The sequence below is a fragment of the uncultured Selenomonas sp. genome (genome assembly GCF_963528755.1).
Classification (GTDB): domain Bacteria; phylum Bacillota; class Negativicutes; order Selenomonadales; family Selenomonadaceae; genus Selenomonas.
The window spans coordinates 188,666-210,489 of record NZ_CAURXA010000004.1; the positions used below are offsets into that span (position 1 = coordinate 188,666).

Sequence of the window (21,824 nt, forward strand, 5' to 3'; positions counted from 1 at the left end):
CGTCATGAGACTTGAGGAATATTTGCAGGAACTCGAAAAGGTCGAACTCCTTGCGCCTGAGGAGGAAAAGTCCTTGTGGCAGGCCTTTAAGGAGCGCGGCGAGAGGGCGGCGAGGCAGCGCCTGATCGAGTCGTATCAGCCGCTTGTATTCAAGACGGCGCTGCCGTGGCGTACGAGCGAGAGTATCATGGACATCATACAGGAAGGAACGGTTGGACTCATCGAGGCGGCGGAAAATTTCGACTGGAAGCGCGGTGTCGCCTTTAGTCTCTTCGCTGTTCATCGCATACGCGGCAGGATGCTCAATTTCCTGCAGAAAGAAGGCAGCCGCGACGTCACCTGTATGGATGCGCCTCGCGCCGACGGCAAGGCGCCCTGGGAACTTCTGCCTGATACGACGCCTTCCGTCGCTGAGCAAGCGGAATTGGGCTTCATGACGCGAGAGCTTCATCGGGCGCTCGCGCGTCTGCCGCAGAAGGAGCGCGTCGTCCTGGAGAGCGTGTACCTGAAGAGCGAGACGATTCCGAAGATCGCCGATGTGCTCGACGTCAGCGCCTCGCACATCTACCGCTTGCAGAAGAGCGGCATACGCCGCGTGCGCGGCATGCTTTCGCGCTTCATGCGCTTTTAGGGAAGGAGGGAGAGGAAGATGGCAGAGGAAAGGGAAAGGATCTGTGCGCATGTTAAGGCAGCGAAGGACTGGCTGGGACGTGCAGAATCCTCGTTGGAGAAGGAAGAGGATATTCGAGGCGGACTCAATCTCATGCTGGCGGAGGCGGAACTGCAGCGTGCGAGAGAGACGCGCAAAAGGAAGCGATTCGCACGTTTCCTCGCGCCGGCGCTCGCTATGCTCCTCGCCTTGGGCGGCGTCGCCCTGCAGAGGAGTGCAGAGCCGACGGCGGCACCTGCCGAGAAAAGTCCTGCGGCGATCGTCGGACAGGGGACGACGATTCACGAGGAGAAGGGAAGTGAGGCACTCGCCGAACGAATGGGAGCCGCGACGAATCTTTCGGAATCTCGTGAGATCGAGCTGCCTGTCATGCCTGTGCGGGTGCAAGAAAGCCCGATGGCACAGGCGCAAGGACAGGTGCAGTTTGCCGAGCCGTCTCAGCCGCAGCCTGCTTTGGAGCAGCAGACGGAGAAGACGAAGCAGGTCCCTGTCGCTTCGCCGCCGACTGAAGACATGCAGGAACTCATGGTCACTGCGGGGCGCGTGCTGCGCGAATGATTCTTATGATTCCTATAATTCGATGAGTCTGCTGTTAAGACTTTGCGTCCCCCTTGACCTCGTGGGCATTCATGGTACAATAAAGGGGATGTGAAGCATAGGAGGTTGAAAACTTGGATATGAAGAGAACGCGAATCCTCGCCGGGGCCGTCGCACTTGCTGCGGGCTTTGCCGGCTTTTCCGCAGACGCCTCTGCGGCCGTCGCTGTCGTGGGTACGATGCAAGGCGATCAGGAAATGAAGAACGCCGCTGCAGATGCCGAAGAAATCCGGCGCGTGGATGCGCAGACTGTTGCTGAAAGCGCTGCCGCCAAGGCACAGATGAAGGATGCGCGCGTTGAGGCGTGGGAAGCCAATCGCCCCGAGGAGCGCAAAATTGACGAGGAGGCGAAGATCGCCGACGGCAAGACCATCGTCGACATTGTCATCGACGGCGCGGGCAAGGATACGATGGCGACGGCGCGCGCTGCCCTCGTGCAGCGCGTGGGCGATGTGTATGATGCTAAGAAGGCGCAGGGCGACCGCTCCGCCATCTTCGATACAGGCTATTTTTACGACCTCTACCCATCGTGGGAGTATGTGCCCGAGGGTGTCGTTCTCACGTATCATGTCCTGGAAAACCCCGTGCTTCATTCCGTGAGGATCGAGGGGAATACGGTTGAGACGACGGAGGATCTCGAAAAGCTCGTCACGCTTGAGCCAGGCAAGGTTCTGAACAGCCGCGAACTGCAAAAGGACGTCTCTGCCATGCAGGAAAAGTACAGGGCGGACGGTTTCATCCTCGCCAAGATCGAGGACATGAATATCGATGCTGCAGGAGACCTCACGCTCAAGATCAATGAGGGAAAGCTTGAAGGATTCGCTGTCAAGGGCAATACGAAGACGAAGGATCGCGTCATCCTGCGCGAGATGCGTCTGAAGATCGGTGAGCCGTTCGACGTGAAGAAGGCTCGCCGCAGCATGCAGCGCATCTACAACCTCGGCTTCTTCGAGGACGTGAACATGAAGCTCAATCCCGGGAAGGAGTCGGGATCCGTCGTCCTTGAAGCGGACGTCGTCGAAAAACGCACGGGCAACTTTGGCATTGGTGCCGGCTACAGTTCGTCGGACGGCCTCGTCGGCATGGTCAATGTCGGCGATACGAATTTCCGGGGCACGGGCGACGCCGTGAGTCTTCTCTACGAGATGAGCGGCGATGATACAGATGCGCACGGCTTCGTCTTCTCTTATCGACGTCCTTGGCTTGACAGCAAGGAAACAGCGGCTTCTCTGCGTATCTACAACCGCACCTATGAGTACGACGACTATGATACGGACGGCAACTTGGAGGAAGAATACATGCGCAGGTACTCGGGCGGTGAGATCACCTTGAGCCGTCCCGTCAATGAGTATGCAACGAACTCCATCACGCTGCGCAATCGCAAGGACAGCTATGAAAAGCATAAGAGCAGCGGAAATCAGGGCGATCGCAGCACGCCAGCATGGAAGGCGTGGCGCGATGCGAACTTCGGCACGACGCGCAGTATCACGTTGTCGCGCGTGACTGATACACGCGACAACATCTACAGCCCGACATCGGGCGGACGCACGAGCTTCGAGGCGGAGTTCGCTGGATTCGGCGGCGATTTCAACTATCAGAAGTTCACGGCAGAGGACAGGCGCTTTTTCAAGGTCGGTCGAGCGCAGACCATCGCTGTACGCGGACAGATCGGCTACGCGCACGGCTCGATTTCCGAATCGAACCTCTACAAGATAGGCGGACAGGATTCCCTGCGCGGTTACCGTGATGACCAGTTCCGCGGCACGCATCTACTGCTCGCGACGGTTGAGTACCGTTTCCCCATTGTGAAGAAGGTGCAGGGCGCCGTCTTTACTGACTGGGGAAATGCTTGGAGCGACGGTCGCTGGCCGAATACGATCAAGGGCAGCGTCGGCGTGGGGCTGCAGCTTGAGACGCCGATCGGTCCGATTCGCCTCGACTATGGACGCGGCTCGGACGGCGGGCGCGTGCACTTCAGCGTCGGCGGCTCCTTCTGATGCTTGGGCGAAGAGCAAGGGCACAGATGCTCCTTGCGCTCTTCACCTTCGTGCTCTTTTGGCTGGGAGGTGAACATGCCTTTGCTTCGGGCATGGTCACAGCGGTTCGCGCCGAAGTCGTAGCGGACGGCGAATCTTTGCCGCCCACGGTCAAGGTGCGCATGGAAAAAAGCGTCGCCGCCATTTCCTCACAACTCATTGAGGGAAAACCGCTCTCTTCGTATGAGGGGCGCAGGGCGGCGGATGAGGCGACAATCCGCGAGGTATTCGATAAGGTGCTCGTCGGCTACTCCGTCACGGACGTCGCCATTGAGCCTGGCGAGGAGGCGTGCGTCCGTGTGACTCTTGCTCCTTGGGCGAATCGCGTTGAGGCGGTAGAGGTCGAAGTTGTGGTCGATGGTGTCTCGCCTGTCATAGGGAAGATGGCAAAAGAAGATCTCGCAGGTGTCGAGACGGTGTTTCGACAAAGCCTCGAAGGGCTTCCAGTGGCCGCTGTCGACTGGACGAACGGCGTCCTGAAGGAGAGTCTAAGCGCCTATATGGCGGAGCATCTGCCCGAGTTTCGTGCCGATTTCGATGTCGAGACGGCAGGGCACACGCGCGTCGTGTTGACGGTTTATCCGAAGATGCCTGTCGTGCGCACGATTGATCTCGCCATGCGTTCAGATACGATCGCGAACTTTGCTCTGCTCGAAAAGCGCAGCGTTTTGCAGGCGAAGGCGAACGAGATGCTCGGTGTTCCCGTTGCATTCGTGGCTCGTCACGAGAAGGAATTTGCGCGGGGAATGGAAGAAGTTCTCGACACATCAGGCGAGTTCCGCACGCTTGGCTTGAAAACACATGCAACGATTGCAGCAGGTGAGCAGACCTCGGTTATGAGTCGCAGCGATACTTCCAGGTACCGTCTGCGCCTCGAGGGATGGAGCGATATCGGCAGACGTTCTGCCGATGGCAATGACATAACGTTTCGCGCCCATGCGGGAGCGATGTTGTCGGCAGCGGATGAAATCTTCGTGCAGGCCGATGTACTGCCGCAGGATTTTGACTGGGGCTGGGAAGTGGCCTACGAGAGACACGTCTTTCCTGGAATCTTCGCGAGCCTTCGCTACGATATGCGCGAACATGCGTGGACGACGGGGGTGCGCGCAGATCCCCTGCCGCGCGTTGAAGTGCGCTGGGAGTACCGCCGAGCCGATCATACGGGTGAGGCTGGAATCAGCTATCGTCTGCACGACTTTCTACGTGCCGAACTCGTGCGGGACTCTTCGGGTGGATGGCTGCGCCTGATTGGCGATTTTTAAGGGCGTCTGCGCCCTCTTGGGCTTGAATCCCCCAAAAGAGTTTGCTATAATGTTTATCGTTGGGTATTTGAGGAAGGATCGCGATGCAGCGTTCTTCAAAAGGGAAAAGGAGACAAAGAAATGGTAAAACTTCAGAAGACTCAGGTCAAGATCTTTTGCGTGGCACTTGCGCTCGTGTTCATTGGCTCGGTCGTGGCTCTCGGTCTTTCGCAGCTCGGTACGAGCACAGCGTCTGCAGCATCTTCGTCCGTCGGCGTCGTCGATTATCGCAAGGTGATGATGAGCCATCCGGATTACGCTTCGGCTTCGAACGAGATGCAGAAGGCGATGCAGGAAGCGCAGATGCGCTTCGAGGCGGATAACGCAAATAAGAGCGATGAGGAGAAGGCGAAGGCGATGCAGCAGGCGCAGATGGAGCTGCAGCAGAAGGAACAGGATCTCATCTCGGGCATCCAGCAGAAGATTGACGATGCCGTCAAGCAGGTCGCTGAAGCCAAGGGGCTTTCCGTCGTCATCGACAAGAGCGCTGTCGTCTATGGCGGTCAGGACATCACGGACGATGTCATGAAGAAGTTCAAATAAGAAAATACGGATATGCGCGCGCGAGCGCATGATGTACCGGGCGGGCTTCCTGCCCGGTACTTTTAAATGCAGGGGCTTTTCGGGAGGTGGATGAGATGCCGCAGGAAAAGGCGCAGGGCGGCGGTTTTTGGGAAAAGCGCCGGAGGGAAATTTGCGGTGCTCTCGCTGTCCTGTTCTTGGCGGCTCTTGGCGGCGCAGTCTTCTTCTTTCGAGCCGAGCCGCCGCCTGCTGCTCCGGCGAAGCAGGAAAATGGCGGGATCGCCGTCGTCGATGTGGCGCGAGCCGAGAAGGCACATGAGGCGTATGCGCAGCTGGCGGATCTTGAAGCGCAGTATGCATCGCTCGCCGCCGACATCGATCGACTGAGCCGTTCGCGCCGTGCCTTGAAGCCGCCTGCGCTCGCAGATGAGCCGTTCCAGCTTGCGGCGGAGCAGAAAAATCTGCAGCAGCAGCGCCTCGCGGCAGAAGCACAGGCGCGTGAACGCCGCAAGGCGCTCGCTGCATGGGAAGAAAATACGAAGGACGCCTTTCTCAAGGAAAAGAAGGCACTCGAAGACGCCTATCAGAACCGCATTGTTAATATTGAGATGAAGATTGACAACCGAGAGGCGATGTTCCTTTCGGAGGCTGACGTAAAAAACCTGCTCGACGAACTCAAAGCCTTGCGCGAGGAGCGCGGAGAGCGCATACGGGCGCTCTTTGCTGCTCGCGACGAGGAGAAGCGGAAGTATCTTGACGCGCTCATCGCGCGCGACGCAAAGAGTGCAAAGTCTACCGCAGCAAGCGCACAGGAAGAAGCTGCACGCCAAAAGGCGGAAGCGGAAAGGCGCAACAGCGAGGCGCTCCTGCAGGCGATGCAGGGCGTCGAGATCGACGAGATCCTGCGTCGCAAGAGAGCGGCGCTCGCGGCGAAGGGCGAGGAAATACGCATCATTCGCGAACACATTCGCAAGGATATTGAGAGCAAGACGGCGAAGCTCGCGCTCCTCCATCATCTTTCCCTCGTCGTTGCGAAAGAAACGGATGAAGCTGCAGATCTGCGGCGAGAAGAGGCAGACGCTCCCTCGCTTCGTTTTTCTGTTGTCGCTCCCGCCGCACTCGATCTGACAGAAGAATTGATTGCCGAGCTTGCGCCCGGAAATATTTAGAAAGAAGTGGAAAATCATGAAGCAAAACAAGAAGCGCATGGCGATGCTCGCAGGTGCCTTTGCCATCATGACGCTCGCCGCAGGCTGCGGCAAGACAGAGATCGGCTATGTTGATCCGAGTCGCGTTGAGAAGGAAGCGCCGGCCATCATGAACATTGACGCCGAGATGAAGTCGAAAGTGGAAGAAGTGCAGAAACAGGCGCAAGAGGAGTTGAAGGAGAAGCAGGCGCAGGGTGCGCCGCCCGAGGAGATGCAGAAGGCACAGCAGCAGGCTATGGGCAAGATGCAGCAGACGAGCAGCATCTACGACCAGCAGAAGACGATCAAACTGCAGACGGCCGTCGGCGAGATTGCACGTACGAAGAAGTTGGATGCGGTTCTCTTCAATGTGGATGAGCAGAAGCTCGTCCATCTCGGCGGCACGGACATCACGGATGATGTGATCAAAGCGCTTCAGTGAGACTGAGAGAGGACATGACGATGAAAAAGACGTTGGGGGAAGTCGCTCGCTTCCTGGAAGGACGGCTTGCAGGCGATGAAAACATCGTCGTCACGGGCGCGACGAACATCGAAGCGGCGGGCAGGACGGAGATCACCTTTGCCGCCCCGCCCCATATCGAGGAGGCCAAGGCGTCGAAGGCGGCCGCCGTCCTTCTGCCCGACGATGTGCAGGCCTTTCCTCTGCCCGCCATCCATGTGAAGGAGCCACGAGCCGCCTTCGCGAAGCTTTTGGAGCTTTTCACGCCGCCGTTGCAGATTCCCGCGGGCGTCAGTCCGCAGGCTTTCGTGGCGAAGACCGCCGAGGTAGAAGAGGGGGCCTCGATTCTTCCCTTTGCCGTCGTCGATGAGCACGCGAAGATCGCTGCGGGCACCGTCATTTACCCGCATGTCTACGTTGGGCAGTACGCGGAAATCGGTGAGAAGAGCGTCCTCTACGCGAGCGTCACGGTGCGCGAGCGCTGCCGCGTCGGCAAACGTTGCGTGCTCCATGCGAACTCGGTCGTCGGCTCCGACGGCTTCGGCTTCACGACGTCGGGCGGCGTTCATACGAAGGTGCCGCAGGTCGGCAACGTCGTCCTCGAAGATGATGTCGAGATTGGCTCACATGTCGGCATCGACCGCGCTACGACGGGATCGACTGTCATCGGACGCGGCACGAAGATCGACAATCTCGTCCATATCGGGCATAACTGCAAGATTGGCGAGGGGAATCTCATCGTCGCGCAGACAGGCATCTCTGGCTCGACGACGACAGGGCCAAATGTGACCTTCGGCGGACAGGTCGGCACGGTTGGACACATCCACATCGGCGGACATTCCGTCTATGCAGCGCGTTCGGGTATCATCGGCGACATGCCCGAGGGTGTGTTCTGTGCGGGATTCCCCGTGCAGAGCCATCAGGAATGGCTGCGCATGCAGGCGGCTATGAAACGCCTGCCCGATCTTGTCAAAAAGGTCAAGCAGCTGGAAAAAGCTCTCAAAGAGAGGGAAACTAAGGAATGACGTACTACCTCGTGCGCTTTTTGAGCCGTATCGTCTGCCTTCTGCCCGGGCGCTTCTGCGACTGTCTGGGACGCGCTCTGGCGCTCGTCCTCTGGCCTTTTCTGCCCGCGCGCAGAAAGAGACTCGCGGTCTCGCAGGTTGCCATGTGTCTTGGGACAGATGAGCGCGAGTCGGAGCGTATCGCCAAGGAGAGCGCCTTGCGTTTCGGCCCCATGCTCTTCGAGGTTCTGCGCTTTCCCGTCATCGTGCGCCATATGGCAGATTACGTCGAGATCGAGGGAAGAGAGCATCTCGAAGGAGTCCTCGCCCAGGGCAAGGGCGCGGTCATCGCCACGGGACATGCGGGCAACTGGGAGCTTATGGGTGGTGCACTGTCACAGGCGGGCTTTCCAATTATTGGCGTCGCCATGCGCCAGAGGGATGCGGCGATGGATCGCTTTATCAATGAGTATCGGCGGCTCGTCGGTATGCACATCATCTATAAGAACGACGTGCGCGAGATGTTTCGCATGATGAAGGAAGGCTGGGTCGTTGGACTTCTTGCCGATCAGGATACGAATCGGCACGATGGCATCGTGCTCGATTTCTTCGGCAAGCCGACGAACTGTGTGCCCGGACCCGCCGCGATGGCTCGTTCGGCAGGGATCGGCGTCATCCCCGGATACATCACGCGCAAGGAGGACGGCATGCATAAGATCGTCCTTTATGCGCCCGTCGAGGTGCCTCGCACGAAGGACAAACGTGCCGACATCCGCACGGCCGAGCAGGCGGTCAACCGTGTCTTGGAGCAGCACATCCGCGAGCATCCCGAGGAGTGGTTCTGGCTGCATGATCGATGGAAGTCGATGCGTGAGGAGTTTTAGGGGCTTCTGCTTGCATGAAGATGAAAAAACCTTTATAATTCAAGGAGAGTCAAAAATTGCAGGCGGAAGGTGGCTTGTGAATTTATGAAGATAGATGCCTTAAGCTCGCAGCGATCTGCGCTGCAGACACTTGAGCGTGATATCGCTGTACATGAACCCTCACGCAGCGATGTGGATTTCGGAACGGAACTCGCCGACCAGCATGCGGCGTTTTCCGATCGCCAACTGCAGGAAATTTTGAAGAAGATTGACGAGCAGGGTGCGCGCCTTACGAATACGCCGACGTATGATGAACTCAAAGCGTATCGCGATCTCGTCAAAAATTTCGTTGACGAAGCAGTCGGGCGCATGTATCAGCTTCATGTGCAGGCGGGATGGGATCGCATGGGACGGCAGAAAGTCTACACGACGGTGCGTAAGATCGATCGGAAGCTCGAAGAACTTGCAGAGAAGATTCGCACGGGTCAGACGGACGCCCTGGACATCGTGGCGAGTCACGACGCGATTCGCGGTATGCTCGTCGACCTCTATATGTGATGGAGGAGGCGCTTTCCTGGAGGGATGTCCTCGGGCACGAAGGGAATATCCATAGGCTGCGGATCATGCTGCGTGACGGTCGCCTGCCCCATGCGCTCCTCTTTTCGGGGATCTCCGGCGTGGGCAAGAAAAAGGTTGCGCACCTCTTGGCCGCAGCTTTGCTGTGCGGCAGAAAGGATGCGCCTTGCGGTGTGTGCCCTTCATGTCGTGCTTTTCTCGCAGGTACGCATTCCGACTACGTTGAGACGGCGCCCGAGAGCCGCGGCAAGGGCGTGCGCGTCCTGCGCATCGACGCCGTGCGTGAGATTGAGAAGAAGGTCGCGCGAAAGCCCTTGCTCTCGGGATGCTTCGTCGTCCTTGTGGACGATGTCGACGCGATGAACGAGGCAGCGGCGAACAGCCTTTTGAAGACTTTGGAAGAGCCGCAGGGCGCAGTTTTCTTCCTGCTCGTGACGGCGAAGCGCACGGCACTTCTGCCGACGATCTTATCGCGCGTGCGTGACATACATTTCGGTGCGCTCTCTCCCGAGGTAATTGAGGAGGCGCTCCTCGCGCGCGGTGTGGAAGGCCAGAAGGCACATTCTCTCGCCATGGCGGCGGACGGCAGTCTCGGTCACGCATTGCTCCTGCTCGAAGGGGGCGGGTTGCAGCTCATGGAGGATGCGGCGCAGACGCTCTTTTCGCTTTCTGCGCTCGATATGTTCAGCCTTTGGGCGAAAGCAGAGGAACTTGGCAAATTGCCGCGTGATCGCGCTGAGGAATGGCTGCTCGCGCTCTCTCGCCTTCTTCGTGACATGCTCGCGCTCCTTTCAGGGCGCGGTCAGATCTACCATGAGGAAAAGCGCGGAGCTTTGGCTCATGCGCTCGCAGAGTTTCCCGAGACGCGCATCTTCGCGTCTCTCGCCCTCGTGCGTGAGGCGCTCGGGAGGCTTCGGAGCAACGCAAGCGTGCATCTTCTCTTTGAAGGATTGCTGATGCGTTTGCGGAATGCGTGGGCGTCGGAAAGGTGATGCCAGGCGCGAAAGAACGCGCTCTCAATAGATGAAGGAGGCAAGGGGTTGCAGACGATTGTGGGCGTCCGCTTCAAGAAAGCGGGCAAGATCTATTATTTCAGCCCGGGAGAATACGAACTCGTACTCGGCGACGATGTCATCGTCGAGACGGTGCGCGGCATGGAGTGCGGGCGCGTCGTCTTGGGGGTGCGAGAGGTGGAGGAAAACGGCTCTCAAGTCTTGAAGACCGTGCAGCGCAAGGCGACGGAGCAGGATCTTCGTAAGGTCGAGGAAAACCATCGCAAGGAAAAAGAGGCGTTTAAGGTCTGTGAGAAGAAGATCAAGCTGCATGGTTTGCCGATGAAACTCGTTGATGTCGAGTGCACATTCGACTTGAATAAGATCATTTTCTACTTCACGGCAGACGGGCGCATCGACTTCCGTGAACTCGTCAAAGATCTGGCCTCCGTGTTCCGCACGCGCATCGAGCTGCGGCAGATCGGCGTGCGCGATGAGGCAAAGCTCATGGGCGGCATGGGCTGCTGCGGCAGGCCCTTGTGCTGCTCGATGTTCCTCGGCGACTTTGAGCCGGTATCCATCCGCATGGCGAAGGAGCAGAACCTCTCTTTGAATCCGACGAAGATCTCGGGTATCTGCGGCAGGCTCATGTGCTGCCTCAAATATGAGTGCTCGGACTACAAAAAGAGCTGCCCCAAGCGACGTCCGAAGCCGCCGAAGCAGGGAAGTCGCGTCGCGTCGGCGGAAGGGGAGGGAAAGGTCATCTCTATCAATGCGCAGAGACGCACGGCGACGATCCTGCTCGACTCGCACAAGACGCTCGTGGCAGCATGGGAGGACGTCATTGCCGTAGAAAAGGGAGACAAGGCGTAAGATGGAGCGCACGGAAGGGGCGCAGGGAGCGACGCCAAAGGAAGCCCGGCACGTAAAGGGCACGCTCTACCTCGCGGCGACGCCCATCGGTAATCTTGAGGACATGACGCTGCGTGCCGTGCGGATTCTCAAGGAAGTGCCGTTGATTGCGGCCGAAGATACGCGCCACACGCGCAAGCTTCTCGCACGTTACGACATCCACACGCGCCTCGTGAGTTACCATGAGCACAACAAGTTTGAGAAGGGACCATGTCTCGTGGAATTCCTGCTCGCAGGAAACGACCTCGTCTGTGTCAGCGATGCGGGGCTTCCTGGCATCGCTGATCCCGGCAGCCACCTCGCTGCTCTGGCCATAGACGCAGGTGTCACTGTGTCTCCCCTGCCCGGCGCAAATGCCGCGCTCTCAGCACTCATCTGTTCGGGACTCGACACACGGCGCTTCACTTTTGTGGGCTTTCTGCCGCGCACGGCAGCGAAGCGCGGCGATCTTCTCGCCGAAGTCGCCGCGCGAAGGGAAACACTCATCTTCTACGAAGCGCCGCACCATCTGAAGGATACGCTCAAGGCGCTCATTGCTGTTTTCGGCGGAGCGCGGCCTGCGGCAGCTGCGCGTGAGCTTACGAAGCGCTACGAAGAGTTCCGGCGCGGCAAACTCGCCGACTTGCTCGCGCACTACAGCGCGGAAGAGCCTCGCGGCGAGTTTGTCCTCATCGTTGCGGGGGCGGCGGATGGAGAGGTACAGGAGACGACACCGCAGGATACGCCGCAGGAACTTGTCGCACGCTTTATGCAAGAAGGCAGGTCGAAAAAGGAAGCCATGCGCGAAGCAGCGAAGCGGCTGAACTTAAGTCGCCGCGACGTTTATCAGACTTTGCTGGAAGAATGAAAAAGCCCGCCCACTCCCTTTGCGGGAATGGGCGGGCTTCTGGATGCTTGCGCAAAACCTATACGGCTTCCTTCTGCAGATCTCTCGCGCACTTTTTGCAGACATTGCGCCCCTTGAAGAGCGACACGTCGTCTACACTGCCGCAGAAGATGCACGTGCAGGTCGGTTCGTACTTTCGCAGCACGATGCGATCCTCATCGGTGTAGATCTCCAAGGCATCGCGCTCTGCGATGCCGAGCGTGCGACGCAGCTCGATCGGTATGACGACACGACCGAGTTCGTCGACTTTTCTGACGATTCCTGTGGCTTTCATAGCTATCTCCTCCTTAGAAGCAGGCCAGCCAACTGCGGGGAAATAGTCATTCAACGTGCAAAAGCAGAGTTGAGTGATTATTACAGGTTTACAGTATTTGCATGGAGAAACATTTTTTGCCTAAAAATGTATACTTTTTCCTTTGCTTACAGTATAGCATTTTCAAGAGAATGTTTCAAGTGAAATAATTAAGAAGAAATAATAAATCTATACAAGAAAGACATTGTGTTTTTGATGAAGGACATAGCGAGGGAGAAAGTATTTTACTGCCAAATCCTCAAGCAATGATTGAAATGATCGGTGCTTTCTCGATGCGCGAAACTTGAAAATCTTGCATAGGAGGATAAATTTATTCTATAATAGGGGAGATATATAAATGCGGCATCATGCCGTTGAGGAGGATTTTTTGATGACAAGGAAATCATTCTACATAACGACGCCGATCTACTACCCGAGCGCGAAGCTGCATATCGGGCACGCGTACTGCACGACGATCGCCGACGCTGTCGCGCGCTTCAAGCGGCTGACCGATCACGATGTGTTCTTTCTCACGGGAAGCGATGAGCACGGGCAGAAGATCCAGCAGAAGGCAGAGGAGGAGGGCGTGACGCCCATTGCCTACGTCGACAAGATCGTTGCGGGGTTTCAGGGACTTTGGCAGAAACTCCACATCTCGAACGACGATTTTATCCGCACGACTGAGGAGCGCCACCAGCGCGTCGTGCAGGAGGTCTTCCGCCGCATCTACGAGAAGGGCGACATCTACAAGGGCAAGTACAAGGGGCTTTACTGCACGCCGTGCGAGAGCTATTGGACGGAGCGCCAGCTCATAGACGGCAAGTGCCCCGACTGTGGGCGCGAGGTGGCGGAGGTCGAGGAAGACGCCTACTTCTTCAAGATGTCGCACTATGCCGACCGTGTCCTCGCGTACATCGAGGAACATCCCGACTTCATACAGCCCGTCTCGAGGCGCAACGAGATGATCAATTTTATCAAGCAGGGGCTTGAAGATCTTTGCATCTCGCGCACGTCGTTCGACTGGGGCATCCCTGTGCCGATCGCACCCGATCATGTCATCTACGTCTGGTTCGACGCCCTGACGAATTACCTGACGCCGATCGGTTTCTTGGACGATCCCGAGAAATTTGAGAAGTATTGGCCGGCCGACGTCCACCTCGTCGGCAAGGAGATCGTGCGCTTCCATTCGATCATCTGGCCGTGCATCCTCATGGCGCTCGATCTGCCGCTGCCGAAGATGGTCTACGGCCACGGCTGGCTGATCGTAGACGGCGACAAGATGTCGAAGTCGAAGGGCAACGTCGTCGATCCCGTGCAGCTCATTGACGAGTTCGGCGCTGACGCCATCCGCTACTTCCTGCTGCGCGAGATCAACCTCGGACAGGACGGCAATTTCTCGCGCGACGCTCTCATTACGCGCATCAACGCTGACCTTGCGAACGATCTCGGCAACCTCCTGCACCGCACGCTGAACATGATCGGCAAGTTCCAAGACGGCGTCGTGGAAGAGGCGCAGGGAGAGAGCGAGATCGACCGCGCCTTCCTTGCGGACGCGGAAAGTGCAATCGCTGCCTACGAGCGCGAGATGGAGGAGATGAAGCTGCAGAGCGCCATCAAGACGACGTGGGCGTTCATCAGCCGCGCGAACAAGTACATCGACGAGACGATGCCGTGGGCGCTCGCCAAGGATGCGGCGAAGAAGCAGGAACTGACGAATACGCTCTACAATCTCGCCGAGAGCCTGCGCCGCATCAGCGTCCTCATCGAGCCGTTCATGCCGGAGACGGCGGCGAAGATCTGGCATCAGCTCGGCATGGAGGGAGACTTCTCTCGCGTGCGCTTTGCCGACGTGCGCATGTGGGGCGGCTTCCTAGCGGGAACGCATGTGGGAAGCCCCGAGCAGCTTTTCCCGCGCATCGAGGTCGAGGCGGAGGAAAAGCCTACGACGCAGGGGAAGAAAGGCTCTGCCGCAAAGTCCCAGGAGGCGCAGAAAAAGCAGGGGAAAGCGGAAAAGACGAATGTTGCTGAGCCTGCAGATGGCGTCATCACGATCGACGATTTTAACCGCGTCGACCTGCGCGTTGCTGAGATTCGGAAGGCGGAGCGCGTGCCCGATACGGCGAAGCTTATGCGCCTTACCGTGAGCCTCGGCACGGAGGAGCGTGAGGTCGTCTCGGGCATCGCCGAGTTCTATGCGGCAGACGAGCTTGTCGGCAGGAAGGTCGTCCTCGTCGCGAACTTGAAACCCGCGAAGATTCGCGGCATCCGCTCGCACGGCATGATCCTGTGCACAGCGGACGAGAGCGGACTGCGCCTCGTCGAGCCTGTCGCATCTGCAGGGAGCAAGGTAAAGTGATGGAGCTTATCGATTCTCATGCGCATCTCGACGGCGAGAAGTTCGCGGACGACCGCGCCGCCGTCGTTGAGCGTGCACTGGCAGCCGGCGTCGTGAAAATCATCACGATGGGCGACAGCCTCGAATCCTCGGCGCGGAGCGTCGCGCTTGCAGAAAGGTTCGAGCCGATCTATGCGGCGGTCGGCGTCCATCCCGAGGAGGCGCAGCCGATGACGGCGGCGACGGACGAGCAGCTTGCCGCATGGGCGGCGCAGGAAAAGGTCGTCGCCATCGGCGAGATCGGGCTCGACTATTATTGGGAGAAGGATGAGGAAAAGCGTGCGCTGCAGCGTGCGATCTTCGTGCGCCAGCTCGATCTCGCGCGTCAGCTCAAGCTGCCCGTCTGCATCCATGACCGCGAGGCGCACGGCGATATGATGAAGATCCTCAAGACGGAGGGCAGAGGGCTTCGCGGTGTGCTGCACTGCTACTCAGGAAGCTGGGAGATGGCGGCGGAACTCTTGAAGGGCGACTGGTACTTCGGCATCGACGGGCCTTTGACGTATAAGAACGCTGCGAAACTGCCCGAAATCGTGCAGCGCCTGCCAGCAGAGCGCATTCTCGTTGAGACAGATTCCCCCTACCTTTCTCCCATGCCGTTTCGCGGCAGACGCAACGAGCCTGCCCATGTACTCTACGTCGCCAAGAAGGCGGCGGAACTGCGCGGTGAGAGCCTTGAAGATTTCGCACGGGCGACGCGCGAGAATACGCGCGCTCTGTATGGCATTTGAAAGAAAATTGCATCTTATACGTTTATAATAAAGAAGTGGTGAATGCCTGTCGGAAAAGGGCTTTCACCACTTCTCTTTTCCCTAAATATGGTGTTTTATTCCACCAAAGTGGGGCATATATTGACAAAGAGGGAGAACAGTGCTAGAATAAGCCTGTCGTTAGATTTCTAAGGGGGGATTGAATGACTTTAAGGAAACTAGCACTTTGCATGGTGTTGATCCTCGGAGTCGTATTCACGACAGGTTTTACGGACGCGATGCGCAATGTCAGCATCGAAGTCGACGGCAAGACTTTGGAGGTAAGCACCAGATACTCGAGTCCTGAGTTGATCTTGCATCAGGCAGGCGTCGAGATTAGGCACAAGGATGAGTTTCAGTTAAAGAAATCGGACAAAGAAGAAAAAATTATTGTGCAACGTGCCGTGCCGGTCGTCATCGAGTTCGAGGGCGACAGGCAGAAGGTTTATACGACCCGCAGCAATGTGGGCGAGGTACTCAAAGACTACGGATACGTCGGCGACCGCTTCTCGGCGGAGCTGGATGGGGCAACACGACTTGAAAAGAATCTCAACATCAAGATACACGATTTGGTCGCAGAAAAAGAAAGAGAAGAAGCAGCAAGACGTGCCCAGTCTGTAGAAACATCGCGCGGCGCTATGCGCTATGTGCGTGAGTACGATATGGAAGCGACGGCCTACCTGCCGACCGACGGCGGCGGAAATGGCATCACGGCTTCTGGTATGCTCGCAGAGCGGGGCGTCGTAGCTGTGGATACGGACGTGATTCCCTTGGGAACGCGCCTCTACATCCCGGGCTACGGTGTGGCCATCGCAGGGGACACGGGCGGCGCCATCAATGGCGAGCGCATCGACCTGTGTATGGAATCCTACGGTGAGGCGATGGAATTCGGCCGCCGTTGGGTCAAGGTTTATGTCTTGGAATAACGACATAGAAAGAGGACTGTACGCGAAAGCGGCAGTCCTCTTTTCGTATGTGCATTACCTGCGAAAACGTATGACGTGCGCCTTCGCGCGGTCAGAGCTTTTCGATATACGGCTCCTCGTGGAAGGCTTCGGCGTGCTGTATGAGGCTCTTGAGGCGGTCGATGTTTTTCTTGTGCAGCACGATGGCGAACTCGATGCGCGTCCTCTCCTCATCTGTGAAGTCGCCCGTTTCGTGCGATTCCTCGATGCGCTTCAAGCGTTCCTCGACGTCTGCAAGTTCGTCGGCGAGGAGCTTTCGGTCGTGCATGGCAAGCCCGTAAACGGAGCGCAGCCCCTGGCGTACCTCTTGCGCATAGCCCGCCTCGTGCGTGACGGCTTCCAGTTCCTTGGCAACCTCGTAGATGATGTCATAGGGACTGGCGGCACTGTTGATCATGCCGAGCATCTTCATCTTGATGTTCTCGAAGAGCGTGTAGTCGATATTCTCGTGGTGGATTTCTTCTGCCATAGTTGCATCTCCTTCTTCACTTCGGACTTCCCTAGTATAGCATCATTCCGTTTTTGTTTACAGAGCAGGATGCACAGTCTATAATAAAAAGAGCAATTCTCTATAAAAGTCCAAGAAGTCAAGCCGAAGGCGCAGACGGATTGGGTAACTTTCATTGAGGGCGACGCACTTTTGTCTACAAAGTGGATGTTTGTGCGTGTAGTTTTTTGAGGTGATATGATACCATGCAGAAACAAAAAGAAATGCGGCGCGGCTTGAAGAACCGTCATCTGCAGATGATCGCACTCGGCGGCGCCATTGGCACAGGGCTTTTCTATGGCTCGGCGTCGACAATCAAGCTCGCGGGACCTTCCGTCATGCTCGCCTATTTGACGGGCGGCGTCGTCATCTTTCTCATCATGCGCATGCTTGGCGAGATGGCGGTCGAAGAGCCGGTGTCCGGCTCCTTCAGTCACTACGCTGCGAAGTATTGGGGCGCTTTTCCGGGCTTCCTCTCGGGCTGGAACTACTGGTTCAACTACGTCATCGTCAGCATGGCGGAGCTTTCCGTCATCGGCATCTACATGAACTACTGGCTGCCCGACTTGCCGCAGTGGATTTCAGCACTCGTGACGCTCGTCGTCATCACGGCGCTGAACCTCGCGGCTGTCAAGGCTTATGGCGAGATGGAATTTTGGCTTGCCATCGTCAAGGTCGCCGCCATCGTCTCGATGATCGTCCTCGGGCTGTACCTCGTCTTTTCGCGCCCTGAGGCATTTCCGATGAACTTTTCCAACCTCTGGGTGCATGACGGCTTCTTTCCGAATGGCGTTTGGGGCATGATGCTCTCGATCACCGTCGTCATGTTTTCCTTCGGCGGCATCGAGCTGATCGGTATCACGGCGGGAGAAGCCGCCGACCCGGATCGCTCGATTCCGCGCGCCATCAACCAGGTCATCTGGCGCATCCTCATCTTTTACGTCGGCGCCATGGCGGTGCTCATGGCGCTTTGGCCGTGGGACGAGGTCGGCATGGAGGCAAGCCCCTTCGTGCAGATTTTCTCGAACGTCGGCATTCCTGCCGCCGCGCACATCCTGAACTTCGTCGTCCTGACCGCTGCCGTATCCGTCTACAACTCAGCAATCTACAGCAACTCGCGCATGCTCTACGGACTCGCTGCAGGCGGTGATGCGCCGAAAATTCTCGCGAGTCTGTCACGTCAGGGCGTGCCCGTCGTCGGCATCCTCATCTCCTCGGGCGTGACGCTTCTCGCTGTACTCCTCAACTACCTGTTCCCCGGTCAGGTATTCATGCTCTTTCTTTCCATCGCCATGGCATCCGTCATCATCAGCTGGGGCACGATCGTCATCACGCACTTGAAATTCCGTTGCCTCTATGCGCGGGAAGGACGTAGGGCGAAATTCCGTGCGCCGTTTTTTCCCGTTGTCAACTACATCTGCCTAGCGTTCCTCGTCATGATGTACGCCCTCATGACGCAGATCCCCGACATGCAGTTCGCCGTCCTTGTCCTGCCCGTTTGGCTCTTCGTTCTGTGGCTCGGCTATCGCAGGAAGAAGCGCGATATTTCCTAGGGAATCACTGATAAATTCAGCCACCCATCTTCACACATCTGCGCTGTCCTCTCGTCGTCGACAAATCCTCGACGTAGCACCGCTACGCCTGTGGTTTGTCTCCTCGATAGATACAGCGCATCTGTGCAAATCTGGGCGACCTCATTTTATCAGCGCTTCCCTAGAAAAAATTGGTTTTTATCGCGTGTTTATGATATGATGAGAGAAAATGTTGAGGAGAGAAACATGCACCATAAGACGAGCATCATCATCTTGAGCTGCAATACGTTGGAACTGCTGCAGCTTTGCATCTCGAGTATCTATGAGTACACGGAGGCGGGGACGTATGAGATCATCGTCGTCGATAATGCATCGGAGGATGGCTCTGCTGAGTGGTTGAAGGAGCAGAAGAATCTTCGCTGTATCTATAACGGAGAGAATCTAGGTTTTCCCAAGGGTTGCAATCAAGGGTTGGAGATCGCGACGGGAACGGAGCTTCTGCTTTTGAACAGCGATACCGTCGTCACAAAGAATTGGCTCAAGAATCTTCGATGCGCTCTCTACAGCAGCCCGAAGGTTGGCGCCGTGAGCTGCGTGGCAAACTGCTGCCCGCACAATCAAATGATTGAGACGCACTATGAAAAACTTGAGGATATGCAGGATTTTGCTGCAGATTACAATAAATCTAATCCTAAACTTTGGGAGAAGAGAACGACGCTGATTGGCTTTTGCTATCTTTTCAAGCGCGAGGTGCTTGAAAAGGTTGGATTTCTTGATGATCGGTTTAGTCCGGGCAATTACGAAGATGATGACTACTCGCTGCGTATCCTGCAGGTGGGATATGATCTGCTTCTTTGCCGGGATACGTTCATCCATCATTTCGGCAAGGCGTCATTCAAGAAGAATCTCAGTACGCAGGACGCTGTTGAAATGGCGCAGCGTTATAATTCCCTTTTGGAGAGAAACGGAGATCTCTTTGAAGAAAAGTGGCATGTGCCGAGCGATTGCTGGAAGATGGCTCCCGAGGAACTGTTGCCTTACCTGCGACAGCAGGTGGTGGAGAAAGAAGAGGGAAGTTCTGGTGCAGGGCTTGTGGCGCAGAAGGTTGCCGTCCTTGTGCGTAAGACGCAGGAGAAGCGTTACGGCCTCTGCGTGGAGTCTTTACGCGCATCAAGGCTGCCCGCAGGATATGCGTTGGAAATCTTCTCGTTGGCTGCGAACAAGCCCTATGCGGCACAGGTGAACGAGATACTTTCCCAAACGGATGCGGAGATTAAGATTTTCATCAATGATGAGATCTGCCTTGTCTCGCCGTTAGCAATTGAGCAGATGCTGGAAATCTTCCGCAAGGAAAATATCGGCATGGTCGGCTTCATGGGCAGTCGCTCGCTGCCCATGAGCGGCAACTTCTTGGAGGCGCCCGATGTATGGGGCAGTGTCCATATGCCGATGAAAGGAAGCCTTGAGGAAATCCGCTTCGGCAAGGCAGCCGCTCACGAATTCACGACGGGCGTGCGATTCCTCTGCCCGTCCTTTTTTGCGACGCAGGTTGATATTCCATGGGATGAAGACTATGACAAGCAGTATTATGCCGTCCTTGCGCATTGCCGCGCCATGGAGGAGGGCGGACAGAAGATGGCCGTGCCGCTGCCGCGCGAGATTTGGTGCGCCTATCAGATGGAAAATATATCGTTTGACTCTGCCGAGGGAGATCGTCGGCGCTACTTTGCAGCGCATCATTCCAGACTGGATGATGTGCTGTCGTCTGGGGCGCGATTGGCTCTCTATGCATGCGGCAAGGATGCACAAGTCGAAGGCTGGCAGAGTTTTTCTCATCCCGAGGGAATCGCCGTCGGCGCTCGGACGAGGATACATGAGACGGCGCTTTGCCGGCTGTTCTCGGACAACTTCGTGGGCGAGCCGCGCATCTCTGTCGGCGACGACTGCACGATTGACGCTTACAGCACTCTGACGGCACAAAATCGCATCGTTCTTGAAAACCTTGTGACTGTGGGTGCGAACGTTCAGATTAAGGACTACACTCGCGCAGAAGAGGATCTTGGCCTTGCCGCCGAGGATCGCGAGCTTCTCGGGCATGCACGTGGCATCCGGATTGGCTGTGCGGCAGAGATCGGAGCGAACGTCGTCATCGAGGGCGCTGTGCAGATCGGCTGCGGCGCACGCGTCCGTGCTGGAAGCGTTGTAAAGAGCGACGTCCCCGCTTACTGCATCGCCGAGGGCAATCCCGCGCGCATCGTCAAGGCCTTTTCATCGCGCGCGGGGAAATGGCTTGCGACACCCGATGAAAAGGTGCTCACGGGCCTCTTGGAAGAGCGGGAGAAGACGAATCCGCTCCTTACCTATGCTTTCATCACATATAATCGCAGCCAGTATTTGAGAAAATCGCTCAGGAGTGTGCTGCAGCAGGTCGGAAATGATCCGCTTGTCGAGGTCCTCGTCTCGGACAACGCCTCGACGGATGAGACGAGAAGCCTCGTAGAGGAGCAGCAAAAAAGGTTCAAGAACCTGCGCTATCACTGCAACGAGACGAATGTTGGTGCAGAGGGGAACATTCATTGCGCCATGCGGGCGAGCCGCGGCGAATATGTGATTGTAGCAGGTGACGATGACTACATCCTCGATGGCGTCCTGCGTTTCGTGCTTTCTGCCATCGTCAAGCACCGTGGCGTCGCGCTGTTTTGCTTGAAAAAGGAGGCCGTGCCACGCTGGGTACGGCGGGGTGCGGGAATATTGGAATATATCTCGTATGTAGGTTTCTTGATGACCTGGATCAGTGGCATCGTTATGCGGCGCGACCTCTATCTTTCTGTCGAAGAACCGCAGAAAGATGACGATACACGCATACCGCAGGTCTATCTGCAGCTGGAGATGTTGAAACAAAATCCTGAGTTTGCTGTACTCTACGGGCGTGTTCTGGCGGAAGGCTCGGGAGAGCGCATGGCATCAGGATTCAACTTTGGCGAGGTGTTTATTAAGAATTATCTCGATATATTGATGGCGGCAGGTATACCGGCATATCTCCTGTCGCAGGAAAAGAAGCGGCTGGCAGAAGATATGATTTATGATCGTCTGCAGAAGATTACGAAATATCATTACGATTTGCCTTTGGATGGAATTTTTGACATCATGCATGAGTATTATGGTGAGGAGCCTTATTACGAAGAAGTCGTGGCGAAGATGAAGGAGATATTACAGGAAGTGGGAGATGCAGGAGATCAAGCGGATGCAGAAAAGAAAGATGCGGTGAACCAAAAGTGATAGAGAGACTCAGTATGACAGGTTTCGCTCTTGTGGAGCAAAATATCTTCGAGGATGAGAAGAAGACGAAAGGAAGCTGGCGCGCGGCATCAGGCATCGATTTTTAAAAGAAATCATTG

At 56.8% G+C, this 21,824-nt stretch carries 20 protein-coding genes; 18 read left to right on the forward strand and 2 right to left on the reverse strand.

Annotation, left to right across the window (positions count from 1 at the left end):
• Window positions 1-4 precede the first annotated feature (4 nt).
• The 13 genes from RWS31_RS06495 to rsmI all read left to right on the forward strand — a co-directional run bounded on the left by RWS31_RS06495 (window position 5) and on the right by rsmI (window position 11,967).
• Window positions 5-631: a sigma-70 family RNA polymerase sigma factor gene (locus RWS31_RS06495; protein ID WP_314596862.1), complete on the forward strand. Its 627-nt coding sequence runs from the start codon at window positions 5-7 to the stop codon at window positions 629-631.
• 18 nt (window positions 632-649) lie between these two features.
• On the forward strand, window positions 650-1,228 hold the full coding sequence (locus RWS31_RS06500) for a hypothetical protein (protein ID WP_314596864.1): 579 nt from the start codon (window positions 650-652) through the stop codon (window positions 1,226-1,228).
• 113 nt (window positions 1,229-1,341) lie between these two features.
• The gene (locus tag RWS31_RS06505; protein WP_314596866.1) at window positions 1,342-3,264 is read left to right on the forward strand and encodes a BamA/TamA family outer membrane protein; all 1,923 of its coding nucleotides are present in this window, start codon (window positions 1,342-1,344) and stop codon (window positions 3,262-3,264) included.
• Window positions 3,264-4,565 carry a hypothetical protein gene (locus RWS31_RS06510; RefSeq protein WP_314596867.1) on the forward strand — a complete coding sequence of 434 codons (1,302 nt, stop codon included), beginning with the start codon at window positions 3,264-3,266 and terminating at the stop codon, window positions 4,563-4,565. Before RWS31_RS06505 ends, RWS31_RS06510 begins: the two co-directional genes overlap by 1 nt.
• Window positions 4,566-4,685: 120 nt before the next feature.
• Entirely contained in the window at window positions 4,686-5,147 is a 462-nt protein-coding gene (locus RWS31_RS06515) for an OmpH family outer membrane protein (RefSeq protein ID WP_313972406.1), read from the forward strand.
• Between the two features lie 95 nt (window positions 5,148-5,242).
• Window positions 5,243-6,295 (forward strand): hypothetical protein, encoded by a 1,053-nt coding sequence (locus RWS31_RS06520; RefSeq protein WP_314596869.1) that lies wholly within the window; start codon window positions 5,243-5,245, stop codon window positions 6,293-6,295.
• Between the two features lie 16 nt (window positions 6,296-6,311).
• Entirely contained in the window at window positions 6,312-6,755 is a 444-nt protein-coding gene (locus RWS31_RS06525; RefSeq protein WP_314596871.1) for an OmpH family outer membrane protein, read from the forward strand.
• Between the two features lie 14 nt (window positions 6,756-6,769).
• Entirely contained in the window at window positions 6,770-7,798 is a 1,029-nt protein-coding gene (gene lpxD, locus RWS31_RS06530) for a UDP-3-O-(3-hydroxymyristoyl)glucosamine N-acyltransferase (protein WP_314596872.1), read from the forward strand.
• Entirely contained in the window at window positions 7,795-8,661 is an 867-nt protein-coding gene (locus RWS31_RS06535; protein ID WP_314596874.1) for a lysophospholipid acyltransferase family protein, read from the forward strand. The genes lpxD and RWS31_RS06535 overlap by 4 nt, the downstream gene beginning before the upstream one ends.
• Window positions 8,662-8,745: 84 nt before the next feature.
• Entirely contained in the window at window positions 8,746-9,198 is a 453-nt protein-coding gene (locus tag RWS31_RS06540; RefSeq protein WP_314596876.1) for a YaaR family protein, read from the forward strand.
• Window positions 9,198-10,208, forward strand: coding sequence for an AAA family ATPase (locus RWS31_RS06545; protein WP_314596976.1), 1,011 nt, complete (start codon window positions 9,198-9,200; stop codon window positions 10,206-10,208). Before RWS31_RS06540 ends, RWS31_RS06545 begins: the two co-directional genes overlap by 1 nt.
• 48 nt (window positions 10,209-10,256) lie before the next feature.
• On the forward strand, window positions 10,257-11,081 hold the full coding sequence (locus tag RWS31_RS06550) for a stage 0 sporulation family protein (protein WP_314596878.1): 825 nt from the start codon (window positions 10,257-10,259) through the stop codon (window positions 11,079-11,081).
• A 1-nt stretch (window position 11,082) separates the two neighbouring features.
• Window positions 11,083-11,967, forward strand: coding sequence for a 16S rRNA (cytidine(1402)-2'-O)-methyltransferase (gene rsmI, locus RWS31_RS06555; RefSeq protein ID WP_314596880.1), 885 nt, complete (start codon window positions 11,083-11,085; stop codon window positions 11,965-11,967).
• 58 nt (window positions 11,968-12,025) lie between these two features.
• On the opposite strand, the gene RWS31_RS06560 is transcribed toward rsmI, so the two are convergent.
• Window positions 12,026-12,280 carry an AbrB/MazE/SpoVT family DNA-binding domain-containing protein gene (locus tag RWS31_RS06560; RefSeq protein WP_009645428.1) on the reverse strand — a complete coding sequence of 85 codons (255 nt, stop codon included), beginning with the start codon at window positions 12,278-12,280 and terminating at the stop codon, window positions 12,026-12,028.
• A gap of 409 nt (window positions 12,281-12,689) precedes the next feature.
• Between RWS31_RS06560 and metG the strand changes: the two genes are divergently transcribed.
• From metG to RWS31_RS06575, 3 genes are all read left to right on the forward strand, one after another.
• Window positions 12,690-14,654 (forward strand): methionine--tRNA ligase, encoded by a 1,965-nt coding sequence (gene metG / locus RWS31_RS06565; RefSeq protein WP_314596882.1) that lies wholly within the window; start codon window positions 12,690-12,692, stop codon window positions 14,652-14,654.
• Complete coding sequence (locus RWS31_RS06570) at window positions 14,654-15,424, forward strand: TatD family hydrolase (RefSeq protein WP_314596978.1); 771 nt, start codon at window positions 14,654-14,656, stop codon at window positions 15,422-15,424. Before metG ends, RWS31_RS06570 begins: the two co-directional genes overlap by 1 nt.
• A 209-nt stretch (window positions 15,425-15,633) precedes the next feature.
• Window positions 15,634-16,368 (forward strand): 3D domain-containing protein, encoded by a 735-nt coding sequence (locus tag RWS31_RS06575; RefSeq protein WP_314761658.1) that lies wholly within the window; start codon window positions 15,634-15,636, stop codon window positions 16,366-16,368.
• Between the two features lie 91 nt (window positions 16,369-16,459).
• Here the strand turns inward: RWS31_RS06575 and RWS31_RS06580 are convergent, their stop codons facing one another.
• Window positions 16,460-16,876, reverse strand: a complete 417-nt coding sequence (locus RWS31_RS06580) for a hypothetical protein (protein WP_314596885.1) — start codon at window positions 16,874-16,876, stop codon at window positions 16,460-16,462.
• Between the two features lie 224 nt (window positions 16,877-17,100).
• Here RWS31_RS06580 and RWS31_RS06585 point away from each other — a divergent pair, with 224 nt between their 5' ends.
• The gene (locus RWS31_RS06585) at window positions 17,101-18,447 is read left to right on the forward strand and encodes an amino acid permease (RefSeq protein WP_314596887.1); all 1,347 of its coding nucleotides are present in this window, start codon (window positions 17,101-17,103) and stop codon (window positions 18,445-18,447) included.
• A gap of 225 nt (window positions 18,448-18,672) precedes the next feature.
• A complete protein-coding gene (locus RWS31_RS06590) occupies window positions 18,673-21,705 on the forward strand; it encodes a glycosyltransferase (protein WP_314596889.1) in 3,033 nt (1,010 codons plus the stop codon).
• The last annotated feature ends 119 nt before the right edge of the window (window positions 21,706-21,824 follow it).